The following is a 21047-nucleotide window of genomic DNA, read 5'->3' as shown; positions in this document are numbered from 1 at the left end:
TCGGCGTCCGCCGCGCCTGGCGTCACGCGCGGCGGCCTTGTCAGGAGCGCAGCAACTGCTCGCGCACCCAGACGGCGGCCAGGCCCAGCGGCCGCCGCCGCGACCAGACCAGATCGATGTGGCGCGCCTTGGGCCAGCCCGGCGCATGCAGTTCGCTCAGCCGGCCGGCGCCGAAGGAATCCGCCAGCCAGCGCGGCAACTCGGCCCAGCCGGCGCCGAGAATCGCCATTTCCAGCAGCATCAGATAGCTGGGCGCAAACCAGCAGCGCCGGCTCAGCGTGTCCGGCTTGCTTTCGGTGTAAGTGTTCAGCCGCAACTCCCGGTGGCCGCTCAGCGCCTGCCGGTCCACCTGCTCCAGCGCCGCCAGCGGATGGCTGCGCGCCACGTACAAAGCCACTTCGCTGACCTCGCCCAGCGTGGCGTGGCCGATATCGGCCGGGTACTGCTCCAGCGCCGCCATGCAGCCCAGGTGCGCGCGTCCGGTCTGGATCAAGTCCAGCACGTCGTCCTGCTCGCCCACCAGGCATTCCAGCTCCAAGGCCTCGAAGTGCCGTTCCAACTGCCGCGTCACCTCCTGAAAGCGGGATGACTGGTAGGTGTCGGACAAGACCAGGGTCAGCCGCGGCTCCAGTCCGGCGGTCAGCAATTGCGCCTGCTGGTTCAATTCATCGCCTATGGCCAGCATCTGCCGCGCATAGCCCAGCAGATGACGGCCGGCCTGGGTCAGCGCAGGCTGGCGGCTGCCGCGGTCGAACAACTGCACCGCCAGATCGATTTCCAGATTGGCGATGGCCTCGCTGATGGTGGACTGGCTCTTGCCCAGCCGCCGCGCCGCGGCGGAAAACGAGCCCAGTTCGGCGGCGTTGGCAAACGCCGCCAGCGCGTCTAGCGACATGCTCATATCGGTTTCTCCGATTTAACCCATCTTTATCCTATCCGAAAAACCAATAAAAATCGCGTCATTGTCTTGCCAATCAAGCCGCGGCGCAGCAGGTCGCACACCGCTTCCAAGCGCCGCGGCGGATCAAGGAGAATCGATGCAAGTAAAGAAATCCTGGCTGGAGCGCGCCTTCTATGCCGTGGCTTACGAACTGTGCGCCGTGATGTTGTTGATGCTCTTGGCCAGCTGGCTATTGAATCAGGACACCGCGCAGATCGGCGCGCTGGCCCTGATGATGACCACGGCGGCGATGTCGTGGAACATCGTCTTCAACGCGCTGTTCGAACGCGTGGAACGGCGGCGCGGCTGGACGCGGACCCCGGTGTTGCGGGCGGCGCACGCGCTCTTGTTCGAGGGCGGCTTGGTGATCCTGCTGGTGCCGCTGGCGGCCTGGTGGCTGGAGATCAGTTACTGGCAGGCCTTCTTGCTGGATATCGGCTTTTTCCTGTTCTTCCTGCCCTATACCTTTGTTTTCAACTGGCTGTACGACGGACTGCGCGCCAACCTGTTGCGCCGCCTGAGCCGCGCCCGCGCCGGCATGGCTTGATGTATCGGTTTTATCGATGGTTATTATTTTTTAACCATCCGAAAAACCAATCAGAATAGCGACTATCTTGACGTTCACGATCTTGCGGACCATGGCGAGACAAGGCTTTGCGGCCGAGACAGCGGAATGCGCGAGCGCTTCATGCGCGTTTCGAAGCGGTCTTCAAGCCTCTGTCCAACAATCCCGCTGCGGCGCAGCGGATCGTGAACGGATTCTTTAAACGGTCATGATTGTGAAATAGTATGAACAAACAAAAATCCTGGCTGGAGCGAGGCTTCCACGCCGTGATGTACGAACTGTGCGCGATGGCCCTGCTGGTGCCCTTGGCTTCCTTGGTGATGGAACAAAGCCTGCTGCACATGGGCGCGCTGGCCTTCATGATGTCCACCGCGGCCATGTTGTGGAACGTGGTGTTCAATATGCTGTTCGACCGCCTGGAAGCGGCGATGGGCTGGAGCCGCACGGTGGGCGTGCGCTGCTTGCACGCGCTGATGTTCGAGGGCGGCCTGGTGTTCATGCTGGTGCCCTTGGCGGCCTGGTGGCTGAACGTCAGCTACTGGCAGGCTTTCTTGCTGGATTTGGGCTTCTTCGCCTTCTTCCTGCCTTACACTTATGTATTCAACTGGCTGTACGACGCCCTGCGCGCCAAGCTGCGCGAGCGCGGCGGCAAGCCTTGCGCCGAACTGGAGTCTTGAATGAAAACCTGGTTGTTCCTGGCCGTCGCCATCGTCAGCGAGGTGATCGCCACCTCCTCGCTGAAGGCCTCCGACGGCTTTACCCGGATCGGCCCATCCTTGCTGACGGCCGCCGGCTATATGCTGGCCTTCTACATGCTGTCGCTGACCCTGCGCCAGATCCCGGTGGGCGTGGCTTACGCGCTGTGGTCCGGCGTCGGCATCGTGCTGGTCTCCATCGTCGGCTGGGTCATGTACGGCCAGAAGCTGGACGCGCCGGCGATGATAGGCATGGGCCTGATCGTGGCCGGGGTCTTGGTGATGAATCTGATGTCCAAGTCCGTGGCGCATTGAGTCGAAGTCCCGCTCTCGGCCCGCGCGGCGGAAGAGGGCGGAACGCAAAAACCGGCCGGGAATCCCGGCCGGTTTTATTTTGCGTGATGGCGCCGCTCAGTGCGTCTTGGGATTGTGGAAGACCGGCTTGCCGGCCAGCCAGGTTTGATGCACCGGGATGTCGCGCAGCGATCCGGCCGGCACCGCCGGGTCCAGCGGGTCCTGTTCCAGGATGGCCAGGTCCGCCAGTTTGCCCGGTTCCAGCGAGCCGACGATGTGGTCCATATGGCACTGCCAGGCGGCGTCCAGCGTCACCGCGCGCAGCGCGGAGAGCCGGTCCAGACACTCCGCCGGATTCAGCGCCTGCCGCTCCGGGTCCGCCTCCATCACCCGCGTCACCGCCTGTTCCATCATCCGCAGCGTGCCCAGCGGCGACACGAAGTGATCCGAATGCAGGCTGATGCGCAGACCGGCCTTGAGCGCGGACTGACAGCGGTCCAGCATCTGGGCGCGCTCGCGGCCCAGGATGGTGGTCTTGAAGGTGTGGCCCCAGTAACCGACGTGGCCGATCAGGAAGCTGGGCGACAGCTTCAGCCGCGCCATGGTGGCGATGCTGGCGTCGCTCAGCAGCGAGGCGTGTTCGATGCGCGAGCGCAGCGCCAGCTTGGGATTGGGCGCGCCGTCCTTGGCGTTTTCGTCGTACAGCGCCAGTTCGAAGGCGGCCAGCACGTAATCCACCGCCTGATCGCCGTTGGCGTGCACCAGCACCGGCCAGCCGGCGTTCAGCGCGCGCTGCAACTGGGCGGCGAAGGTGATGGGCGGCTCGAAGTTGAACAGGCCGCGCGGAGAGACATTGGGCACGCTGTGCTGGTCCGCGCAGCAATAGTCTTGCGATTGGTAGCCGGTCAGGCCCTGATTGGAGCCGTCGGCGATCAGCTTGAGCGCGCGGATGCTGAAGCGGTCGTCGTCGTGCGGAATGTGATTGGGCTGGAAGGTGTGCAGCCACTGCTCTTGCAGCCAGTCCTGGTTGGAGTACAGCGCCGCGCCGATGCGCACCGGCGCCAGCGGGCTTTGGGCGAAGGCGCGCAGCAGCGTGATTTCCAGCTGGCCCATGGCTGCGCCCAGGCCGGCGTCGAACAGCGTGGTTATGCCTCTGGACGCGGCCTCGTGCAGGATTTCCTGCAGCTTGCTCAGCAAGTGCGGAGCGGCCAGGCCGGGAATCACCGCCAGCACCTTGCCGACGTCGGCCTCGGTGGTGACCCCCTTGGTGTCGGGGTCCAGCCCGGCCAGCTTCATCGCCGGGGAGTTGGCGTAACCCAGGTGGCCGGAGGCGTTGATCAGGAAGATGGGCGTCTCGGTGCTGATCTGGTCCAGAAAGGGCTGATCCGGCTCCTGCCATTCCGTCATCAGCGAAGGGTCCACGCCAAAGCCGGTCAGCCATTGCGGCGCGTCGGCGCGCGCGTGGCCGTGCCGGGCGGTCAGCTCGTTGCGCAGCTTCTCGGCAATCCAGCCCAGATTGTAGCCCGGGCGCAGGATCTGATCCTCGAAGGGGCTCAGATTGACCCAGTTGCGGTATAGCGCGCTGGGCAGGATGTGCATATGCGGGTCCACCATGCCCGGCAGCAGGGTCTTGCCGCGCAGATCGATCCGCTCCGCGCGCGGCTGGGCCTGCATATCGGCCTCCACCTGCCGCAGGCTGCCCACCGACACCACCTTGCCGTGGGCGACGCCCAGCGCTTCCACCCGGCCGGGCTGTCCGCCTTGCAGCGTGTAGATGGGGCCGCCGTGGAAAATGGCCGCGTCCTGATGCAGCGCCAGCTTGGCGCGCTCGGCGGCGACGCGGATCAGGCCGGACAGGCTTTCGGTCCAGTTGTGATGTTGCAAGGCGTCCAGCTGGGTGGACAGCCGGGGCAGCGTGCAGCACGCGCAGCCGGGTTGATGGGGAAGGGACATGGGCGCTCCTGTGCATGGCGTCGGGACGGCGCGGCGGCGCCGCGCACAGGGCGAATTGTATGCCGATGGCAAGGGCGCCAGGCTGACAAAAGCTGAGCAAGGCCCGGCCCGCGCCGGGCCCTTGCGCCGCCGCGCGCCTCAGACCGGCGGCGCCGACTCCGTCGCGCAACCCAGCTTGGCGTTCAGATACACCGGCGCGCCGGAGCGCCAGGTCTGCAGCACCGCGATATCGCGCAGATTGCTCACCGCCGGGTCCAGCGGGTCCTGCTCCAGCACCACCAGATCCGCCAGCTTGCCCGGCTCAAGCGAACCCACGACGTGGTCCATATGGCATTGCCAGGCGGCGTCCAGCGTCACCGCGCGCAAGGCGCTGAGCCGGTCCAGCCGTTCCGCCGGGTTCAGCGCCGGCTTGCCGCCGGCCTGTTCCGGCGCCGCCTCCATCACCCGGAAAATCGCCTGCTCCATCATGCGCAAGCCGCCCAGCGGGGTGACGAAGTGATCCGAATGCAGGCTGATGCGCAGGCCGGCGCGCTTGGCGGACAGACAGCGGTCCAGCAGCTTGGCGCGCGCCTCGCCCAGAATGGTCTGCTGGAAGGCGTGGCCCCAATAACCGACGTGGCCGATCAAGAAACTGGGCGACAACTGCAGCTGCGCCATCTGGGAAATGTGCTCGTCGGTCAATAGCGAAGCGTGTTCGATGCGATGGCGCAGCCGCGCGCCGGCGCAATCCGGGCGCAGCGGCGCGGACGGGTGATTCAGCGCGTGCTCGTAAGCCTGCAACACCTCGTCGATGGCGCGGTCGCCGTTGGCGTGCACCATGGCCGGCCAGCCGTGCTCCACCGCCTGCCGCAAATGCGGGGTAAAGGCGCTGGGCGGGCGGAAATTGAACAGGCCGGTGGCCGGCACATTGGGCACCTGGTGCTGCGGATAGCATTTATAGGCCTCGGTCTGATAGCCGGTCAGCCCCTGGTTGGAGCCGTCCGACACCAGTTTCAGCGCCTTGATGCTGAAGCGCTTGTCCTCCATGCCGTCCAGGTCCGGGCGGAACAGCCGCGTCCACTCGTCCATCTGCCGCGTCTCGTTGGAAAACAGCGCGGCGGCGATGCGCACCGGGTTCAGCGCGGTCTGGGCCACCAGGTCCAGCAGCAAGACCTCGAACACCCCCTTGCCGGAACCCAGGCCGGCGTCGAACAGCGTGGTGTTGCCCATCTTGGCCGCGCCGTGCAGCACCTGGCTGATGCTGGCGAGCAGCGTGGTCGGGGACGGGGAGGGCAGCGCCGGCATCATCTGCAGCACCTGTTCCTCCACCAGCACGCCCTTGCACTCCAGGCTGATGCCGGCCTTGGCCAGCGCCGGCGTGTTGGCGTAGCCGATATGGCCGGAAGCGTTCATCAGGAAAATGGGGGTCTGATCGCCAAACTGGGCGAACCAGTCCAGATCCGGCTCGGTCCACTCCCGCATCAGCGAGGGATCCAGGCCGAAACCCAGCACCCAGGCCGCGCCGTCCTTGGCCTTTTGCTGTTTCTTGGGGTCGGCCAGCGCCGCGCGCACCGTGTCCACCACCCCGGCGATGTTGTAATCCGGCTTCAGCGTCTGGCCGGAGAACGCGCCCACGTATTGCCAGGACGAGAACAAGGCGCTGGGCAGGATGTGCATGTGGGGATCGACGAAGCCGGGCAGCAGGGTGCCGCCTTCCAGCGACATCTCCTCCGGTTTCTTATGGCCGGCGGCGGCCATGGCCTGCCGCACCTCCTCGCGCGAACCCGTCGCCACGATGCGGCCCTTGGCGATGCCGACGGCGTCCACCGTCTGCCTCCCGCTGCTGGCCAGCGTATGGATGGGCCCGCCGTAAATGATCAGCGTCTGCGGCGGAGAGGGCGGCAACAACCGTTTTTCCTGCTGGCGGATCAGCCGTTTGGCCTCGTCCTGCCAGTCCGGCCGCTCAAACAGCTCATCGTGCAACTGAGCCAACAAGGGAAGAGTGCAGCAGGCGCAGCCTGGACCGTGCGGGTGATGATGACTCATGGCGGATGTCCGGTTGAAACGCCGGCTCCGGGAGAAGCGCGGGGCCGCGCGCGAGGAACGGAAAAAGCGATGTCATTATAGGCGGCGTCCCGGCGCAAAAAAACGCCGAACTGGCCATTCGGGCGGGGGCGGGCCGCCGCGCCCGGCCTCGCGGCGCGCAGCGGATTGTGAACCGGATCTCAGCCGCCGCACACCTGATTGCGGCCGTGCTGCTTGGCGTGATACAGCCGCTCGTCCGCCAGCTTCAGCAGCCGGCTGACCTCGGGCATGTCGGACGCCGCCACGCCTATGCTCACCGTGTAGCGCAGCCCGCCCTTGGCGGTGGTCAGAATACAGCCCTCTATCGCCAGGCGCAGGCTCTCCAGCCGGCACACCATGTCCAGCTCGATGGGCTGGGGCTGAGAATCACGAACTCCTCGCCGCCAAAGCGCGCCACGATGCCGTCCGGGAAAAACTGCTCCATCAGCCGCGCGGTGTTGCAGATCACCTGATCGCCCACATCGTGGCCGTATTGATCGTTCACCCGCTTGAAGTGATCGATGTCCAGCACCGCCACCCCGTAGCCGTTCTTCAACTGCATCACCTGCTCAAAAAAATGCCGGCGGTTGGACAAATTGGTCAGCGGGTCGCGGTCCGCGGTTTCCTTCAGGGATTCCAGATTCTCCACAAACTCCACATTGCGGGTGACGCGGCAGAAGAACTCCTCGAAATTGAACGGCTTTTGCAGGAAATCGTCCGCCCCGGCCTTGATGAAGCGCGTGGTCATGGTGGGATCCTGGTTGCCGGAAATGCCGATGATGGCCAGGCGGTCGTGATCCAGGAAGCGGCGTATCGTGCTGGTCATGCGCACCCCGTCCATGCCCGGCATGTCGTTGTCGCTCAGCACCAGCTTGATGTGCTTGTCGCGGTGCAAGATCTCCAGCGCCTGCTTGGCGTCCTCCGCCTCCAGCACCTGATAGCGGTGGCGCTCCAGGTTCTCGCGCAGAAACTGGCGGTAGGACGCGGAATCGTCCACCACCAGCACCTTGATGCCCGGATTCTTGCGGATGCGGGTCAGCATCCGCATCACGTAATCAAAAGCCGCCGGGCTTTCCTTGCTGACGTAATCCACCACCGGCAGCTGCAAGATGCGGTCGCGCACCTCGCCGTCGGTGCGCGAAGTCAGCACGATGGTGGGGATGGCCTCTTGAAACAGCAAGGGCAAATGCTCGCCGCCGGGCGAATCCGGCAAATTGTAATCCGCCACCGCGGCGAGGAAATGCTGGCCGGACGTCAGCGCCTCGCGCACCTCCAGCAGCGAACACACCGGCACCGGCGTAAGGCCGATTTCCTCCACCATGCGGCACAAGGGGCGGATCAACACCATGCTGTCTTCAATCACCAAAACGCGCGTTTCTTCGCTCATCGTCCGCATATCCCTTGCCTACCGCCTGATCCGCCCGCGCCGGCTCTCGGAGAACACTCCAAAACCGGGTATAATCGACCCATTTTTCCATTCTAGAAGAACTACGATTCATCACCATGGAACTTGCCAAAAGCTTTGAACCCGGCGACATCGAACGTCGCTGGTACGATCAGTGGGAACAGGCCGGCTACTTCAAGCCCAGCATGGACACCGCCAAACCGTCCTTCGCCATCCAGCTGCCGCCGCCCAATGTGACCGGCACCCTGCACATGGGCCACGCCTTCAATCAGACTATTATGGACGGTCTGACCCGGTATTACCGGATGAAGGGCGACAACACCTTGTGGGTGCCCGGCACCGACCACGCCGGCATCGCCACCCAGATCGTGGTGGAGCGCCAACTGGCCGAGCAGGGCGTCAACCGCCACGACCTGGGCCGCGACGCCTTCACCTCCAAAGTGTGGGAATGGAAAGAGCAGTCCGGCGGCACCATCACCAGCCAGATGCGCCGCGTCGGCTGCTCCGTGGACTGGGACCGTGAATACTTCACCATGGACGACACCCGCGCCGAAGTGGTGACCGAAGTCTTCGTCCGCCTGTTCGAACAAGGCCTGATCTACCGCGGCAAGCGCCTGTCCAACTGGGACTCCAAGCTGGGCACCGCCATCTCCGACCTCGAAGTGGTTTCCGAGGAAGAAGACGGCCACATGTGGCACATCAAATACCCGGTGGTGGGTAGCGACGAGTTCGTCACCGTCGCCACCACCCGTCCGGAAACCCTGCTGGGCGACGTGGCCGTGGCCATCGCCCCGGACGACGAGCGCTATCAGCACCTGCTGGGCAAGCAGCTGGAACTGCCGCTCACCGGCCGCCAGATCCCGGTGATCGCGGACGAATACGTGGACAAAGAATTCGGCACCGGCTTCGTCAAGATCACCCCGGCGCACGACTTCAACGACTACCAAGTGGGCAAGCGCCACAGCACCCAGCTCATCAACGTGATGAGCCTGGAAGCCAAAATCCTGGCCAAGGCGCAAATCTTCGGCTTCGACGGCAGCGCCCAGGGCGTGATCGAACTGCCGGCCGCCTACGCCGGCCTCAGCACCCAGGACGCGCGCAAAGCCATGCTGGCGGACCTGCAAGCCCAGGGCTACCTGCTGGACACCAAGCCGCACAAACTGATGGTCCCGCGCGGCGACCGCACCGGCACCGTGATCGAACCGCTGCTGACCGACCAATGGTTCGTCGCCATGGACAAAGTGGCGCTGGACAAAGACGGCAATCCGGATCCCACCGGCCAGTCCATCGCCGCCAAGGCGATTGAAGCCGTGGAAAGCGGCGAAGTGCGCTTCATCCCGGAAAACTGGGTCAACACCTACAACCAGTGGATGAAGAACATCCAGGACTGGTGCATCAGCCGCCAACTGTGGTGGGGGCACCAAATCCCGGCCTGGTACGACGAAGACGGCAATATCTATGTGGCCCGCAGCGAGGCCGACGCCCAGGCGCAAGCGCCGGGCAAGACCCTGCGCCGCGAACAAGACGTGCTGGATACCTGGTTCAGCTCCGCCCTGGTGCCGTTCTCCACTCTGGGCTGGCCGCAAGACACCCCCGAACTGCGCGCCTTCCTCACCTCCAACGTGCTGGTAACCGGCTACGAAATCATCTTCTTCTGGGTGGCCCGGATGATCATGATGACCAAGCACTTCACCGGCAAGGTCCCGTTCCGCGACGTGTACATCCACGGCATGGTGCGCGACCACGAAGGCAAGAAGATGTCCAAGTCCGAGGGCAACGTCATCGACCCGGTGGACCTGATCGACGGCATCGCGCTGGAACCGCTGGTGGCCAAGCGCACCACCGGCCTGCGTCGCCCGGAAAAAGCCCCGGCCATCGCCAAGGCCACGGAAAAGCTGTTCCCGGAAGGCATCCCGGCTTACGGCACCGACGCGCTGCGCTTCACCATGGCCAGCTACGCCACCCTGGGCCGCAGCGTCAACTTCGACTTCAAACGCGCCGAAGGCTACCGCAACTTCTGCAACAAGCTGTGGAACGCCACCCGCTTCGTGATGATGAACGTGGAAGGCAAGGACTGCGGCCAGGACGAAAGCCTGCCGCTGGAGTTCTCCTTTGTTGACCAGTGGATCATCGGCCGCCTGCAACAGGCCGAGATCGACGTCACCAACGCGCTGGAAACCTACCGCTTCGACATCGCCGCCCAGACCATCTACGAATTCATCTGGAACGAGTACTGCGACTGGTACGTGGAACTGGCCAAGGTGCAGCTGCAAACCGGCAACGAAGCCCAGCAGCGCGCCACCCGCCGCACCATCGTCCGCGTGCTGGAAGTGGCGCTGCGCCTGACCCACCCGCTGATGCCCTTCATCACCGAAGAGCTGTGGCAGACCGTGGCCCCGCTGGCCAACGCCAAGACCACCCCGTCCATCATGCTGGCCCCGTGGCCGGTGGCGGATACCGGCAAGATCAACGCCGCCGCCAACGCCCGCATGGACGCGTTCAAGGACATGGTCAACGCGGTGCGCAATCTGCGCGGCGAAATGGGCATCGGCCCGGCCGTCAAAGCGCCGCTGTTCATCGAAACCGGCGACGCCACGGTGGCGGACTTCGTGCCCTACCTCAAGCTGCTGGCGCGGCTGACCGAAGGTTCCATCGTGGCCGCGCTGCCGGAAGACGACGCCCCGGTGGCCATCTCCGGCGACGCCCGCCTGATGCTGAAAGTGGAAGTGGACAAGGCGGCGGAAACCGCGCGCTTGAGCAAAGAGCAGGGCAAGGCGGAAGCCGAACTGGCCAAGCTCACCGCCAAGCTGGAAAAGCCGGGCTATGTCGACAAAGCCCCGGCCCATCTGGTGGAGCGCGACAAGGCGCAGTTGGCCGAGTTGAACGACAAGCTGGACAAGATTAAGGTGCAGTTGGCCAAGCTGGCTTGAACCTAAGCCTGATCTGGAAGTGAAGAAACCCGCCGCGAGGCGGGTTTTTTTATAACACGTACAGAGAAATAGTATTTAAAGTTAAAATCCACATAAGAAATACTTTATTTAAAGTAAATTATGATTTAAATTGTTGATGTGATTTTTGTTTCTTCTTTTCATTTGTCATTTTTTTGTGTAATTTATCTCCTTTCTTAAGGGGGTGAAATGTACAGTTCAGAAGTTAAAGAATTTGCAAAAGAAAAAGAAGAAATAGCAAAACGCCTCTCATCTAGAGAGTATGAAGAAAGTGCGGATGATCGCTCTGAAGGTAGAGATGCCTATATGAGAGACTATGCGCGAGTGTTATATAGTTCTTCATTTAGACGCCTGCAAGGGAAGATGCAGCTTTTAGGGCTATCTAATACGGATTTTATAAGAAATAGATTAACACATAGCTTGGAGGTGGCCCAGCTTTCAAGGAACATAGCTTTTGACCTTGGGCTGAGTAACCCTGTTGTTGCCGAGACCTGTGCACTGCTTCACGATATTGGAAATCCTCCATTTGGACACAGGGGGGAAAAAGTGATTAATGAACTAATATTGTCCGGTAACTCTATGTTTGTTGGTGATGGTGGGTATGAGGGAAATGCTCAGGCAATGAGAATTGTCCGTGCGTTGGAGAAAAAGAATTCTGCTTATCCAGGGTTAAATTTGACATGTAGAACCTTATGGGGGATGGTTAAGTATTTCTACAGGGCGGATCAAGGTGAAAGTAAGTTTTTATATAATGCGGATTATGGGTTCTTGAGGGAAAGGTTGGATGGTGCGGAGATAAGAGACGTCAAAAGTATTGATGCACAAATAATGGATATTTCTGATGAAATAGCATATGCAGCTCATGATTTAGAAGATGCATTAAGTGTTGGGCTGGTTGGTATTGGTGAGGTTGTACATGAGTTTAGAATATCAAGCGACTATTCGGGGGCGTACTCTATTCTTGAAGAATTGGTAAAGGCATCGCAAAAAATAGCAAATGGCTCTAAATTTTTGAAAACATCTGCGGAGTACTCTGCAGTTTTTCGGAAGGAGTTAACTGCTAAGATTGTAAATTTACTTTGCAGGGATATTGATTTGGTTGGAGGTGAGGAGGGGGGGTTAGGTTATCGTAATTATGCGAAGTTGGCGGAAGGTTTGAAGAAGTTGGTTTTTAAAGCTGTATTGAGTAAAACAGAGGTTCAACAGTATGAAATAAGGGGTGAGAAGGTTATTCGTGGATTATTTGAGGTTTATTCTGACGAGAAGTTTAATAAAAAATTGATGTTGTTGCCTGCGGAGTTACGCGAGATGGAGGGTGCGGTGAAGAGAAAGGCCGCTGATTATATTTCTGGAATGATGGATGCGTTTGCGGCAAAGGAGTATATAAAATATTTTGGGGAGGGGGAGTATAATAGGTTGTGTAGCTGATGCTGGGTGGGGCTTATTTGGGGTTGTGCTTGTGATGTGTTGCTGCTTGTGTGGTGATAAGTGGTTTGTCTATGATTTAAATATTTTGTCGTGTTTTTGAATGGGGTCGGTATTTTAGAATTAAGGGGCCCTACATGGTCTATTGAGTTTTGTATGGATTGGTTTTGTTTGCCACTATGCTTGACTCCCCCCGCCATCTAGCCAACAATAGTCCCGCGCTGCCACACAAACAGCGCCGGGACTGGTCTCCTGAGTTTGTATCTTGGCGGACACGCCGCGTAAGCGGCATTTTCGTGTCCGGTTGCTATTGCTTTGCCTAAAATTTGGGCGGGCCATGGCAGGGGCGCCCCATGGGCGCGCCGGACCAAGATACCGGTGAGACCAGCCTTGTCATGTGCCCGCCTTGCCGCGTCTATCGGCCAGGCCCTTCATTTAAGGAGGTTGCAATGGCGAAGTCAGTCCGTCCGATGCCCAACATCGAATCCACTCCATCCCATTCCAAGGATCCCGCCGTCCAGCAGGACAGCGTTCCCCCGCAACAGCCGGCGCTGCGGCGCTCGCAGTACCGCTGTGTTTCCGTGGAAACCAAGGCAACCCGTCTGCCTTTTGTCCGCTTCATTCCGGGCCGCAATCATCCGCATTACTGGCAACCGGCCGAACCCGAGGATTACGCCGAGGCCTGCATGCTGGGCCGCCAGTACGCCGCGCACCTGGCGCTGTGGCTGAAAAGCAATGAGCTGGACGCCGGCCGTGGTCTGCTGCTGCGCATTGCCAGAGATATGGACCACAGCGACCGCAGCCACCGCAACGGTTTGCGCCGCGGCTTTTTCAACTATCTGGAGATCTTGCTGGGCGTGGCCGGGCGGCAGTTGAGCCTGTACCGCCACGTGGAGGCGATGCACCAGTTGCAGCGCAGCCGGGATCTGATGGCGTGGCTGGAGGGCAAGCGTAAGCGCTGAGCGGGCTTAAGCGCGGCTTGGCCTGGGTCAAACCGTGCTTGGCGGCTTTAGGCTAATTTCATAGAATGCCCTGCCAGTTGACGCTGGCGGGGTTTTTTATTGAAAAAGAAAGAATAAGCATGCACAGCATCGTTCAGAAGATTGGCTTGGGCTTACTGTTATGTGGCTCCGTTATGGGCGCGTACGCGGAGGGTTTTCCCGCCGCCAAGCAGTTTTGGATTGTCGAGGATCAGTTCCCGGTTAAGGGCAACCTGGATCTGCGGCATGTGGCGGAAGACGGTTCCTGGGTAGCTGGCACGCTCAGTGGCGGCGCTTTTATCTTCAAGCAGATCAAGGGCCGCTTCGTGGTGATCAGCCAGCAAGGCGTCAAACCTTATGGTGGAGAGAATGCCGAAGCGGAATATCACTTTGTCAAGGACGGTGTCGGCCCGGTGGTGAATACCTATCACAACAACAACGCTTGGGTCAGCTTCTCGGTGGGTAAGGATGGAGAAGCTTATCCGGTGCCCTATGTCGCGGCCGATTACGCTTGCGCGGCGGCGCTGCCGCAGGGCGATACCTGGTGCACCAATACCCGCCAGGAGAAAGTACCGAAGGCGCTTGTGCCTTTGACGCCAGAAAAGTTTGCGCCGGAAATGTATGGCGGACGTTACTTCCTGACCTTGTTGCAGGGGAGGCTGTTGTATGAGGCTGGCCAGTCCACCTTCTTCACCTGGACTCAGGCCCAGGGCTGGCAGCCGCAGAGCTTGCAAGCGCTGTACGACATTGGAGCTGGCCGGCCGGTCTTCTTTGACGGCAGCCAGGATGGTTCGATCATCGTCGGCCATGCCGATCACTATAAGCGGCCAATAAATGGTGGTTGGCTGTTTCAAAGCGTGCCCATTGTCTGGACCCAGAGCGGTGGCGTGAAAGTGTTGAACGGCATTGGCGCGGAACCGGAGGGCGGCGTATCCAGCATCAGCGCTGATGGCCGGGTGATGATAGGCAGTGGGAGCGAATTGAAGATGAATGTGTTCGCGCGCCGCTTGCAAAAAACAGGCGATCCTTACCCGGTGATCTGGAGTGATTCCGACACGGCGATCAAGTTCACCGACTATCTGCAACAACACGGAGTGGAGATTCCCAAAGGCGTGGAGTTGGAGGCGTTTCCCTTCTTGATGAGCAAGTCCGGCGAGGTGTTTATGGGCAAGCTCACGAGCGGCAAGCATTTTGTGGTCAAGGTACCGCGTGCGGACTAGAACTGGCCGTATTTGAGAATGGGTAAGGGCGAAGGCTAATGAAGATAAAACTAGGTGCTGTAGTGTTTGGGTTGTTGGCGTTGACCGGCGGTGTGGACGCGGCCACGCCCTATCAGGCGTGGCTGGACAAGCCGCTGGAACAGATACGACAGCAGGCGCAGAACAACGACGCCGGCGCTCAGGCGGCGTTGGGCGCGATGTACAAGGACGGCGTCAAGGTTGCGAAGGATAAGCAGCAGGCCTTGCTGTGGCTGCGCAAGGCGGCCGAGCAGGGCAATACCAGCGCGCAGATCAACTTGGCGGATCTGTACGAATACGGCAGCGAGGACGAGGGCAGCCAGCAAGAGGCGGCGGAGCTGTACCGCAAGGCTTTCGCCACGCTGCTCAAAGCGGCCCAGCAAGGCGAGGCCGAGCGGCAGCATGATCTCGGTTTCATGTATCTGAACGGCTTGGGCGTGGAGCAGAACGATGCCGAGGCCGCCCACTGGTTCCGCAAGGCGGCGCAGCAGGGGCTGCTGGACGCTGAGGTCAGCATAGGCTGGATGTATGAGGGCGGGCGCGGCGTGGAGCAGGATTATGGCCAGGCGGCGGACTGGTATCGCAAGGGCGTGGCGCGCGGCTACGACCTGGCGCAAACCAACCTGGGCTGGATGTACGCCAACGGTTTGGGCATGCCGGCGGATGCGGCCAAGGCGGTGGAGTTGTACCGTCAGGCCGCGGTGCAGGGCCTGGCCCGCGCGCAGGTCAATCTGGGCTGGATGTATTTGCAGGGCAAAGGCGTGCGTGAAGACCTGGGCGAAGCCTACGCCTGGTTCGCGGTGGCCAAGGAGAACGGCAGCCGTACCGCGCCGGGCAACCTGGAGCTGGCCGAAGCCGAACTAAGCGGCGCCCGGCTGGCGGCGGCCAAGAAGCGTGCGGAGCAGTACATCAAGCAGTATTCGAAGTAAGACAGGCCGGCTGCGTGCCGGTTTTTTTATGCCACCTCCCTTTCTCTCTCTCATACCTATAGCGCTTGGCCTTCACATGGTGTTTGGGAGCGGCGTAACGCAGTATGCTTGATTTTCTTTGTTGAAAATTGATAAATTACGCACTTGTCATTGTTTGTGGGTTTGGGTCAGCATGAAAATAAAAGCACTAATGGGGTTTTCCCTGTCCGCTATTATCACGCTATTGCTTGCGCTGTGGTTTACTTCTCTTGAGAAAGTGTCGGAGGCTGACGGCAAAGGGTACTTGATTAAGTCTATTGTTACATCTTTGAATGATGTCAATGTGGCAGCGGTGAATGCGGGGATTTTAAAATATATCTTGTTGTCGGCTCCCGTTTTCGGTTTGATAATTGTAATAGCAAGATTGGCAGAGGGAGCACCTAAGGGTTATGAAAGGCAATTAGAGCTCTTTGATACTGGTTTTTGGGAAACGGTTGAACTGAGAGTGCATGCTATTTTTGAAAGCCTACATTCTTTAGCCTGTAGAGTGGAAGCTTGGATGCATGCGCAGGGTGTGGCTGGAGTTTTGGAATGGCTAAACGGATGGGTGTTTGTCAAGTTTTCTTCTACCATTGTGGGCTCTTTTTGTGGTTTTCTTTTTGCTGCATTGCTTTTGGGAGAGTTTGGTTTTGCTAGGTTTTTAGGCTATCTGTTAGTGGCCTTTATATTGTATATGACTCTGATGGTTTCTTTTTTCTGGCACTTGTTGTCGCATCATGCCTTTGGAGTAAGGGGGCGGTGGAATTTATTGGTGGGCATTGGGGTGATTATTGTTTTTTTGATAAGTTTTAAATAAGGATATGTAAAAGTAGTTGTACTGCTGTTCCAGAATGTTTTATGTCATTCTGGGTGAACCAGCCATGATGGTTCACCCAGAATGAACGACTCGGATTTTTCAAGTTGTGCGGCTGCCGCCAAGATCAGGCCGGCTGCGCGTCGCTCAGGGCGGGGTAGTCGGTATAACCCTGCTCGTTCCCGCCGTAGAAGCTGTTTTTGTCGGCCTCGTTCAGCGGCGCATTCCGCTTGAGCCGTTCCACAAAGTCCGGATTGGCCAACACCATGGCGCCGTAGGATTCCAGCTCCGCCAGGCCGGCGGCGATATCGGCGCCGATCTGCTCGCGCGGGCGGCCCGGGCGGTTGAGGATCAGCGCGCCTTGCCAGCGTTGACGCAGATCGGCCAGCAAGGCCTCGTCGCCCAGGTGCATCAGGTGCAGGTAGGCCAGTCCCAGCTTGTTCAGTTCGCTCACCAGATAGCGGTATAGCGCCGGGCCTTGTTCGCCTTCGTCTATGCCCCAGATGCTCAGGCCGGGCGATAGACGGATGGCGGTTTTGTCCGGGCCGATTTCCTCGGCGATGGCGGTGGCCACTTCGATGGCGAAACGGGCGCGGTTTTCCAGGGAGCCGCCGTATTCGTCGTCGCGGGTGTTGGCGCTGGGCGCGAGGAATTGCTGGACCAAGTAGGCGTTGGCGCCGTGGATTTCCACGCCGTCGGCGCCGGCTTCAATGGCGCGGCGGGCGGCGCGGCGGAAGTCCTGCACCGTCTGGCGCACTTGTTCGGTGCTCAGCGCGCGCGGGCTGGGAATCGGCTGCATTCCCGTGGCGGTGAACATGCCGGCGCCCGGGGCGATGGCGGAGGGCGCGACGCCCAGCTCATGGCGCGGGGTGTTGTCCGGGTGGCTCATGCGGCCGGCGTGCATCAGCTGGATGAAGATACGCCCGCCCTGGGCATGGACGGCGTCCGTGGTGTGTTTCCAGCCGGCGACATGGGCGTCGGTGTAGATGCCGGGCGTGGCGAGGTAGCCTTGGCCCGCGTCGGACGGCTGGGTGCCTTCGCTGATGATCAGGCCGAGGCCGGCGCGCTGGGCGTAATAGCGGGCGGCCAGCGGGCTCGGGCTGCCGTCCGCCTGGGCGCGGGAACGGGTCATCGGGGCCATGACCAGGCGGTTGCTCAGGGTGAGGCCGGCGAGGCGGGCGGGGTCGAATACGGTGTTCATTGCGCTTTCTCCTATTGGTGGGGTGCTCTCATCATCGCCGGCTTTATTTGTGAGATAAATAGGGTATTTTGGATAATACTGATCCATTTTTGGAGCAATGAGGTGGAATTGCTAAACGATATGGCTTTGTTCGTCGAGGTGGTCAAGGCCAAGGGCTTCCGCAATGCGGCGGAGGCGATCGGGGTGCCGAACTCCACGCTGTCGCGGCGGATTGCCGCGCTGGAGAAGTCGATAGGGCTGCGCTTGCTGCACCGCACCACTCGCCGGATAGAGCTGACCGAGGCTGGGCTGCTTTACTACGAGCGCTGCCGGCGCATCGTCGACGAGGCCCGGCTGGCGCACGAGCAATTGGGCGAGATGCTGGCCCAGCCCAGCGGGGTGTTGCGCGCCTCGCTGCCGGTGGATTTCGCCGTGACCTATCTGGCGCCGATGATCGCCGAGTTTGCGCGGCTCCATCCCGGCATCGATTTCGATTTGGACCTGACTCCCCGGCGTGTCGATCTGGTGAGCGAGCCTTTCGACGTGGCGGTGCGCATGGGGACGCCGGAGAGTTCGCAATTGATCGCGCGGACCTTGGGCGCGCTAACGCCCGGGCTGTACGCCTCGCCCGGCTATCTGGCCCGCGCGGGCGAGCCGGCAAGCCCGGCGGAGCTGGCGGGGCATCAGTGTCTGAGCGTGCTGAAGCCCGACGCCTGGACCTTCCACGGCGAAGGGCGGGAGCTCGCCGTTGCGGCGGGCGGGCGCTTCGCCTTGAACAGCATCGGCTTGGCCAAGCGGCTGGCGACGCTGGACATGGGCATTGTGCTGATGCCGCAGGAGATTGTCGCGGACGAGGTGGCCAGCGGCGGCCTGCGCCGGATCATGCCCGGCTGGCACGGCACGCCGGTGCCGGTGTACGCGCTGACGGAAACCCGTTTGCTGCCGGCCAAGACCCAGCGCTTCATCGAGTTTTTACAGCAGCGCCTGCGTTGACGCCATGGCCGTCCGCCGTGAAGCGGCCGCGAGCGCCGGGCCGCCAAACGCCGACGGCGGCGGTGATCACGATCAGCAGGATGTTGAGCCCGCCGCCTATCGCCTCGCGCAGGGTGGCGGCCTGAAAGTCCGCGCCCGGCGCGCCGCCCGCACCCTCAAGCAGCGCGGCTTGGGCCAGTTGATTGGCCATGTCCACCGCGGGCACCACCACGAAGCTGGCGTTGAGCAGGATCAGCAGCGTCAGGCCCAGCTTGAGCTGGAAGAAGCGGTTGCGCGGGCCGTAACGCCGGTAGCCCAGCAGCAGGCCGCTGATCAACATCAGCCACAGGCCGGGCACGGTCAGCGCCCAGGTGCCGATATGGATGTACTGCCGCGTCTGCGCCAGCAGGGCCGGGGCGGCCGGGCCGGTTTCGGACAGCACGATCCAGGCCAGAATGCTGCCCAGGAACAGGGCCAGCGCGATGAAGTGGATGAGTTTGAGGAAGCGGTTCATTTCTCTTCTCCAATGGGCGGGCTGAGCGTCTCCAGCACGCGCAGCAGTTGTTGCAGGGTTTGGCGGGCGGCGTCGAAGTCCGCGTCGGGCAGCTGTTGCGCCAGTTGCGCGGTCCACCTCGCCTGGCAATCTTGGGTGCCGGCCACGGTGCGTTCGCCCTTGGCGCTCAGCCGGTACAGCGGGGAGCGGGCGTGTTGGGGGTTGGGCAGCACGTCGAAATAGCCTTCCTCCACCAGCTTGTGCAGCTGTTTTTGCGCGCCTTGGCGGCTGATGCCCATGCGGGCGGCGATTTGTGGCGCGGTTTGCGGGCCGTCGGCCAGGCCCACCGCGCCGAGCACCTGCCAGCGCGCGCTATTGATGCCCAGGTGGGCCACCAGCTGGTCGCCTCTTTCCAGCAGGGCGCCGTTCAGGCGGAAGATCAGCAGCATCAGCTCGGTGATGTCTTGAGGGCGATGGTTTTGTTGGGTGGACATGGGGTTTCTCTATTTGACAACCAGTTGCCATTATTGACAACCGGTTGTCAGATTGCAAGCTCATTTTGGTCTGGGCATGAATACGGTTGCTTGGAGGCGGCAAGGCAGGGCGGGGGCTTCAGGCCGGGCGGGCGCGTTCATTGAGCGGCAATGGATGATGAATGCGTATGTACTTGTAAATACAGTCAAAAATGAAAATGTAATTTCTATGTTAGCATCGTCGGCTTCCTAAAAAGCTCTGTTCAAAGCCAATGAAAAAATGCTTGCCCTTCTTGATGTTGCTCAGCCTGCACGCCCATGCCGATGATGAGGCGCTGCGCCAGATGTTCAATTGCGACGGCAGTTTCTTTCGCTACATCGCCCAGCCCGGCAAGGCCGTTCCCGGCCTGCCGGTGACGGTGGAAAACGGCCGCGCCGCGTTGCGGATGCAGCCTGTCCGCGATCAGGCGCAGGAGATGGAGGAGGACGTCAGCGGCGCGTCCGAAGGCTTGACGTCGCTGCTGCGCCATTCCGCCATCGATCAGCCGGTGGCGTTGACGCCGCAGTGGGCCTTGCGCGATTACGTGGAAGAACACTTCCACAACACCAATGGTCCGATGGACGTCAACGGGGTGTTGGAGTCCTATAACTGGGGTTTCCGCTTGCTGGGGCAGCGGGATATGACGCTCCAGCAATTCGTCGCCCAGCGGCCGGATCTGACATTCAGCTGCGACAAGGAAAAGGGCGGCGTCTGTACGTTGTACCGCCAATGGGACAAGGGCGCGTGGAAAACCATCAAGCCCGAGCAGCAGTACGCGGACGTGCCGCGTTTGTTGTTGACGGCCTCCAAGTCCGATCCCCGGCATTTCTCGCTGGAGTGTTCCTTGCTGGTGGAGGGCGAGCGTCTGCCGCCGGGCTTGATCAAGGCCTTGCAACCGGATTGGGCTTTGAATTTCTGAGAACCTGTTTACGATCTGCTGCGCGTCGTGAGACGCGGCACGGCGAGTAGCGCTTCGAAATGCTCATATGCCGTGTGTACACTCCGCTTTCTCAGCGGTTTTCGCCTTGGCTCGCCTTAGCTCGTGAGATCGTAAACACGTTCTGAGAGCCGCTTTACGCTGCGCGTCTGTCCGTATGCTGACGCGATGCCCATGATGAATCCAGCCCCCGCGCGGGGCTTTTTTCATATGAGCGCGGCTTGGCCGGCGACGCCGAGCGGCTGGCCAAAGTCTGTTTGGCGATATGAAAATGATAAATGGGAATTTAGTTTGAAATATGAATTACGTAGTAATAACTAAAGCCTTGCCCTGGCGCGGAAGCCCTTGCTATACCGGCATTGGGCGGGGCAAGCGAAGCGGGCTCCGTGTTGTTTCCAGTGTTGGATAACTCATTACGGGAGCATGATCATGTCTGAACAATTGCTGGGTGGTTGGTCCGGTTTCCAGCCGGTGGATGAAAAAGACCGCAAGGTTTTCCATCAGGCCACGGAAGGTTTGCTGGGCGTGAAATACGTGCCGCTGGCGGTGTCCACGCAAGTGGTGGCCGGAGAGAACTATATTTTCCTGGCCAGCGCGGAGGTGGTGTATCCCGGCGCGCAGCCGCATCTGGTGGCGGTGTACATCTACCAGCCGCTGGGCGGCAAGCCGCCGCATGTGACCCGCATCGAGAACGTGCGTCTGTAA

General features: G+C 61.0%; 20 protein-coding genes. 12 read left to right on the top strand and 8 right to left on the bottom strand.

Features of this window, described 5'->3' with window-relative positions; translation table 11 throughout:
- Positions 1-40: 40 nt before the first annotated feature.
- Positions 41-901 (bottom strand): LysR family transcriptional regulator, encoded by an 861-nt coding sequence (locus HQN78_RS07915; protein ID WP_107799344.1) that lies wholly within the window; start codon positions 899-901, stop codon positions 41-43.
- Positions 902-1037: 136 nt separating this feature from the next.
- On the opposite strand from HQN78_RS07915, the gene HQN78_RS07910 reads away from it, so the two are divergent.
- The 3 genes from HQN78_RS07910 (at position 1038) to HQN78_RS07900 (ending at position 2515) form a co-directional block, all read left to right on the top strand.
- Entirely contained in the window at positions 1038-1487 is a 450-nt protein-coding gene (locus tag HQN78_RS07910; protein ID WP_235088875.1) for a multidrug/biocide efflux PACE transporter, read from the top strand.
- A 242-nt stretch (positions 1488-1729) separates the two neighbouring features.
- Entirely contained in the window at positions 1730-2182 is a 453-nt protein-coding gene (locus HQN78_RS07905) for a multidrug/biocide efflux PACE transporter (RefSeq protein WP_227108057.1), read from the top strand.
- Complete coding sequence (locus HQN78_RS07900; protein WP_081544619.1) at positions 2183-2515, top strand: multidrug efflux SMR transporter; 333 nt, start codon at positions 2183-2185, stop codon at positions 2513-2515.
- A gap of 96 nt (positions 2516-2611) precedes the next feature.
- Here HQN78_RS07900 and HQN78_RS07895 read toward each other — a convergent pair whose 3' ends face one another.
- From HQN78_RS07895 to HQN78_RS25485, 4 genes are all read right to left on the bottom strand, one after another.
- Positions 2612-4447: an amidohydrolase gene (locus HQN78_RS07895; RefSeq protein ID WP_235088873.1), complete on the bottom strand. Its 1836-nt coding sequence runs from the start codon at positions 4445-4447 to the stop codon at positions 2612-2614.
- Between the two features lie 138 nt (positions 4448-4585).
- The gene (locus tag HQN78_RS07890; RefSeq protein ID WP_235088871.1) at positions 4586-6472 is read right to left on the bottom strand and encodes an amidohydrolase; all 1887 of its coding nucleotides are present in this window, start codon (positions 6470-6472) and stop codon (positions 4586-4588) included.
- A 179-nt stretch (positions 6473-6651) separates the two neighbouring features.
- Entirely contained in the window at positions 6652-6849 is a 198-nt protein-coding gene (locus HQN78_RS25490; protein ID WP_255701223.1) for a diguanylate cyclase domain-containing protein, read from the bottom strand.
- The gene (locus HQN78_RS25485) at positions 6813-7877 is read right to left on the bottom strand and encodes a response regulator (RefSeq protein ID WP_255701222.1); all 1065 of its coding nucleotides are present in this window, start codon (positions 7875-7877) and stop codon (positions 6813-6815) included. Before HQN78_RS25485 ends, HQN78_RS25490 begins: the two co-directional genes overlap by 37 nt.
- A 116-nt stretch (positions 7878-7993) precedes the next feature.
- Here HQN78_RS25485 and HQN78_RS07880 point away from each other — a divergent pair, with 116 nt between their 5' ends.
- The 6 genes from HQN78_RS07880 (at position 7994) to HQN78_RS07855 (ending at position 16250) form a co-directional block, all read left to right on the top strand.
- Complete coding sequence (locus HQN78_RS07880; RefSeq protein ID WP_235088870.1) at positions 7994-10825, top strand: valine--tRNA ligase; 2832 nt, start codon at positions 7994-7996, stop codon at positions 10823-10825.
- 207 nt (positions 10826-11032) lie between these two features.
- Positions 11033-12271, top strand: a complete 1239-nt coding sequence (gene dgt, locus HQN78_RS07875; RefSeq protein WP_235088867.1) for a dGTP triphosphohydrolase — start codon at positions 11033-11035, stop codon at positions 12269-12271.
- A gap of 446 nt (positions 12272-12717) precedes the next feature.
- Positions 12718-13230, top strand: coding sequence for a hypothetical protein (locus tag HQN78_RS07870; RefSeq protein WP_235088866.1), 513 nt, complete (start codon positions 12718-12720; stop codon positions 13228-13230).
- A gap of 119 nt (positions 13231-13349) precedes the next feature.
- A complete protein-coding gene (locus HQN78_RS07865; RefSeq protein ID WP_235088865.1) occupies positions 13350-14468 on the top strand; it encodes a hypothetical protein in 1119 nt (372 codons plus the stop codon).
- A 38-nt stretch (positions 14469-14506) separates the two neighbouring features.
- Positions 14507-15415 (top strand): tetratricopeptide repeat protein, encoded by a 909-nt coding sequence (locus HQN78_RS07860; RefSeq protein WP_235088864.1) that lies wholly within the window; start codon positions 14507-14509, stop codon positions 15413-15415.
- A gap of 121 nt (positions 15416-15536) precedes the next feature.
- A complete protein-coding gene (locus HQN78_RS07855) occupies positions 15537-16250 on the top strand; it encodes a hypothetical protein (protein WP_235088863.1) in 714 nt (237 codons plus the stop codon).
- A gap of 124 nt (positions 16251-16374) precedes the next feature.
- Here HQN78_RS07855 and HQN78_RS07850 read toward each other — a convergent pair whose 3' ends face one another.
- Positions 16375-17448 carry an alkene reductase gene (locus tag HQN78_RS07850; RefSeq protein WP_235088862.1) on the bottom strand — a complete coding sequence of 358 codons (1074 nt, stop codon included), beginning with the start codon at positions 17446-17448 and terminating at the stop codon, positions 16375-16377.
- A 102-nt stretch (positions 17449-17550) separates the two neighbouring features.
- On the opposite strand from HQN78_RS07850, the gene HQN78_RS07845 reads away from it, so the two are divergent.
- Positions 17551-18420: a LysR family transcriptional regulator gene (locus HQN78_RS07845; RefSeq protein WP_235088859.1), complete on the top strand. Its 870-nt coding sequence runs from the start codon at positions 17551-17553 to the stop codon at positions 18418-18420.
- Here the strand turns inward: HQN78_RS07845 and HQN78_RS07840 are convergent.
- On the bottom strand, positions 18389-18913 hold the full coding sequence (locus HQN78_RS07840) for a hypothetical protein (protein WP_227108081.1): 525 nt from the start codon (positions 18911-18913) through the stop codon (positions 18389-18391). The genes HQN78_RS07845 and HQN78_RS07840 overlap by 32 nt on opposite strands.
- A complete protein-coding gene (locus tag HQN78_RS07835; RefSeq protein WP_235088857.1) occupies positions 18910-19386 on the bottom strand; it encodes a MarR family winged helix-turn-helix transcriptional regulator in 477 nt (158 codons plus the stop codon). The genes HQN78_RS07840 and HQN78_RS07835 overlap by 4 nt, the downstream gene beginning before the upstream one ends.
- A gap of 263 nt (positions 19387-19649) precedes the next feature.
- On the opposite strand from HQN78_RS07835, the gene HQN78_RS07830 reads away from it, so the two are divergent.
- Positions 19650-20324, top strand: coding sequence for a hypothetical protein (locus HQN78_RS07830; protein ID WP_146176637.1), 675 nt, complete (start codon positions 19650-19652; stop codon positions 20322-20324).
- A gap of 447 nt (positions 20325-20771) precedes the next feature.
- Positions 20772-21047 (top strand): hypothetical protein, encoded by a 276-nt coding sequence (locus tag HQN78_RS07825; protein ID WP_107801776.1) that lies wholly within the window; start codon positions 20772-20774, stop codon positions 21045-21047.

Origin of the sequence: Chromobacterium sp. Beijing (assembly GCF_021496765.1) — a bacterium.
GTDB lineage: Bacteria > Pseudomonadota > Gammaproteobacteria > Burkholderiales > Chromobacteriaceae > Chromobacterium.
Note: the sequence above shows the minus strand (reverse complement) of the source record. Positions and strands in the feature narration are given on the sequence as shown.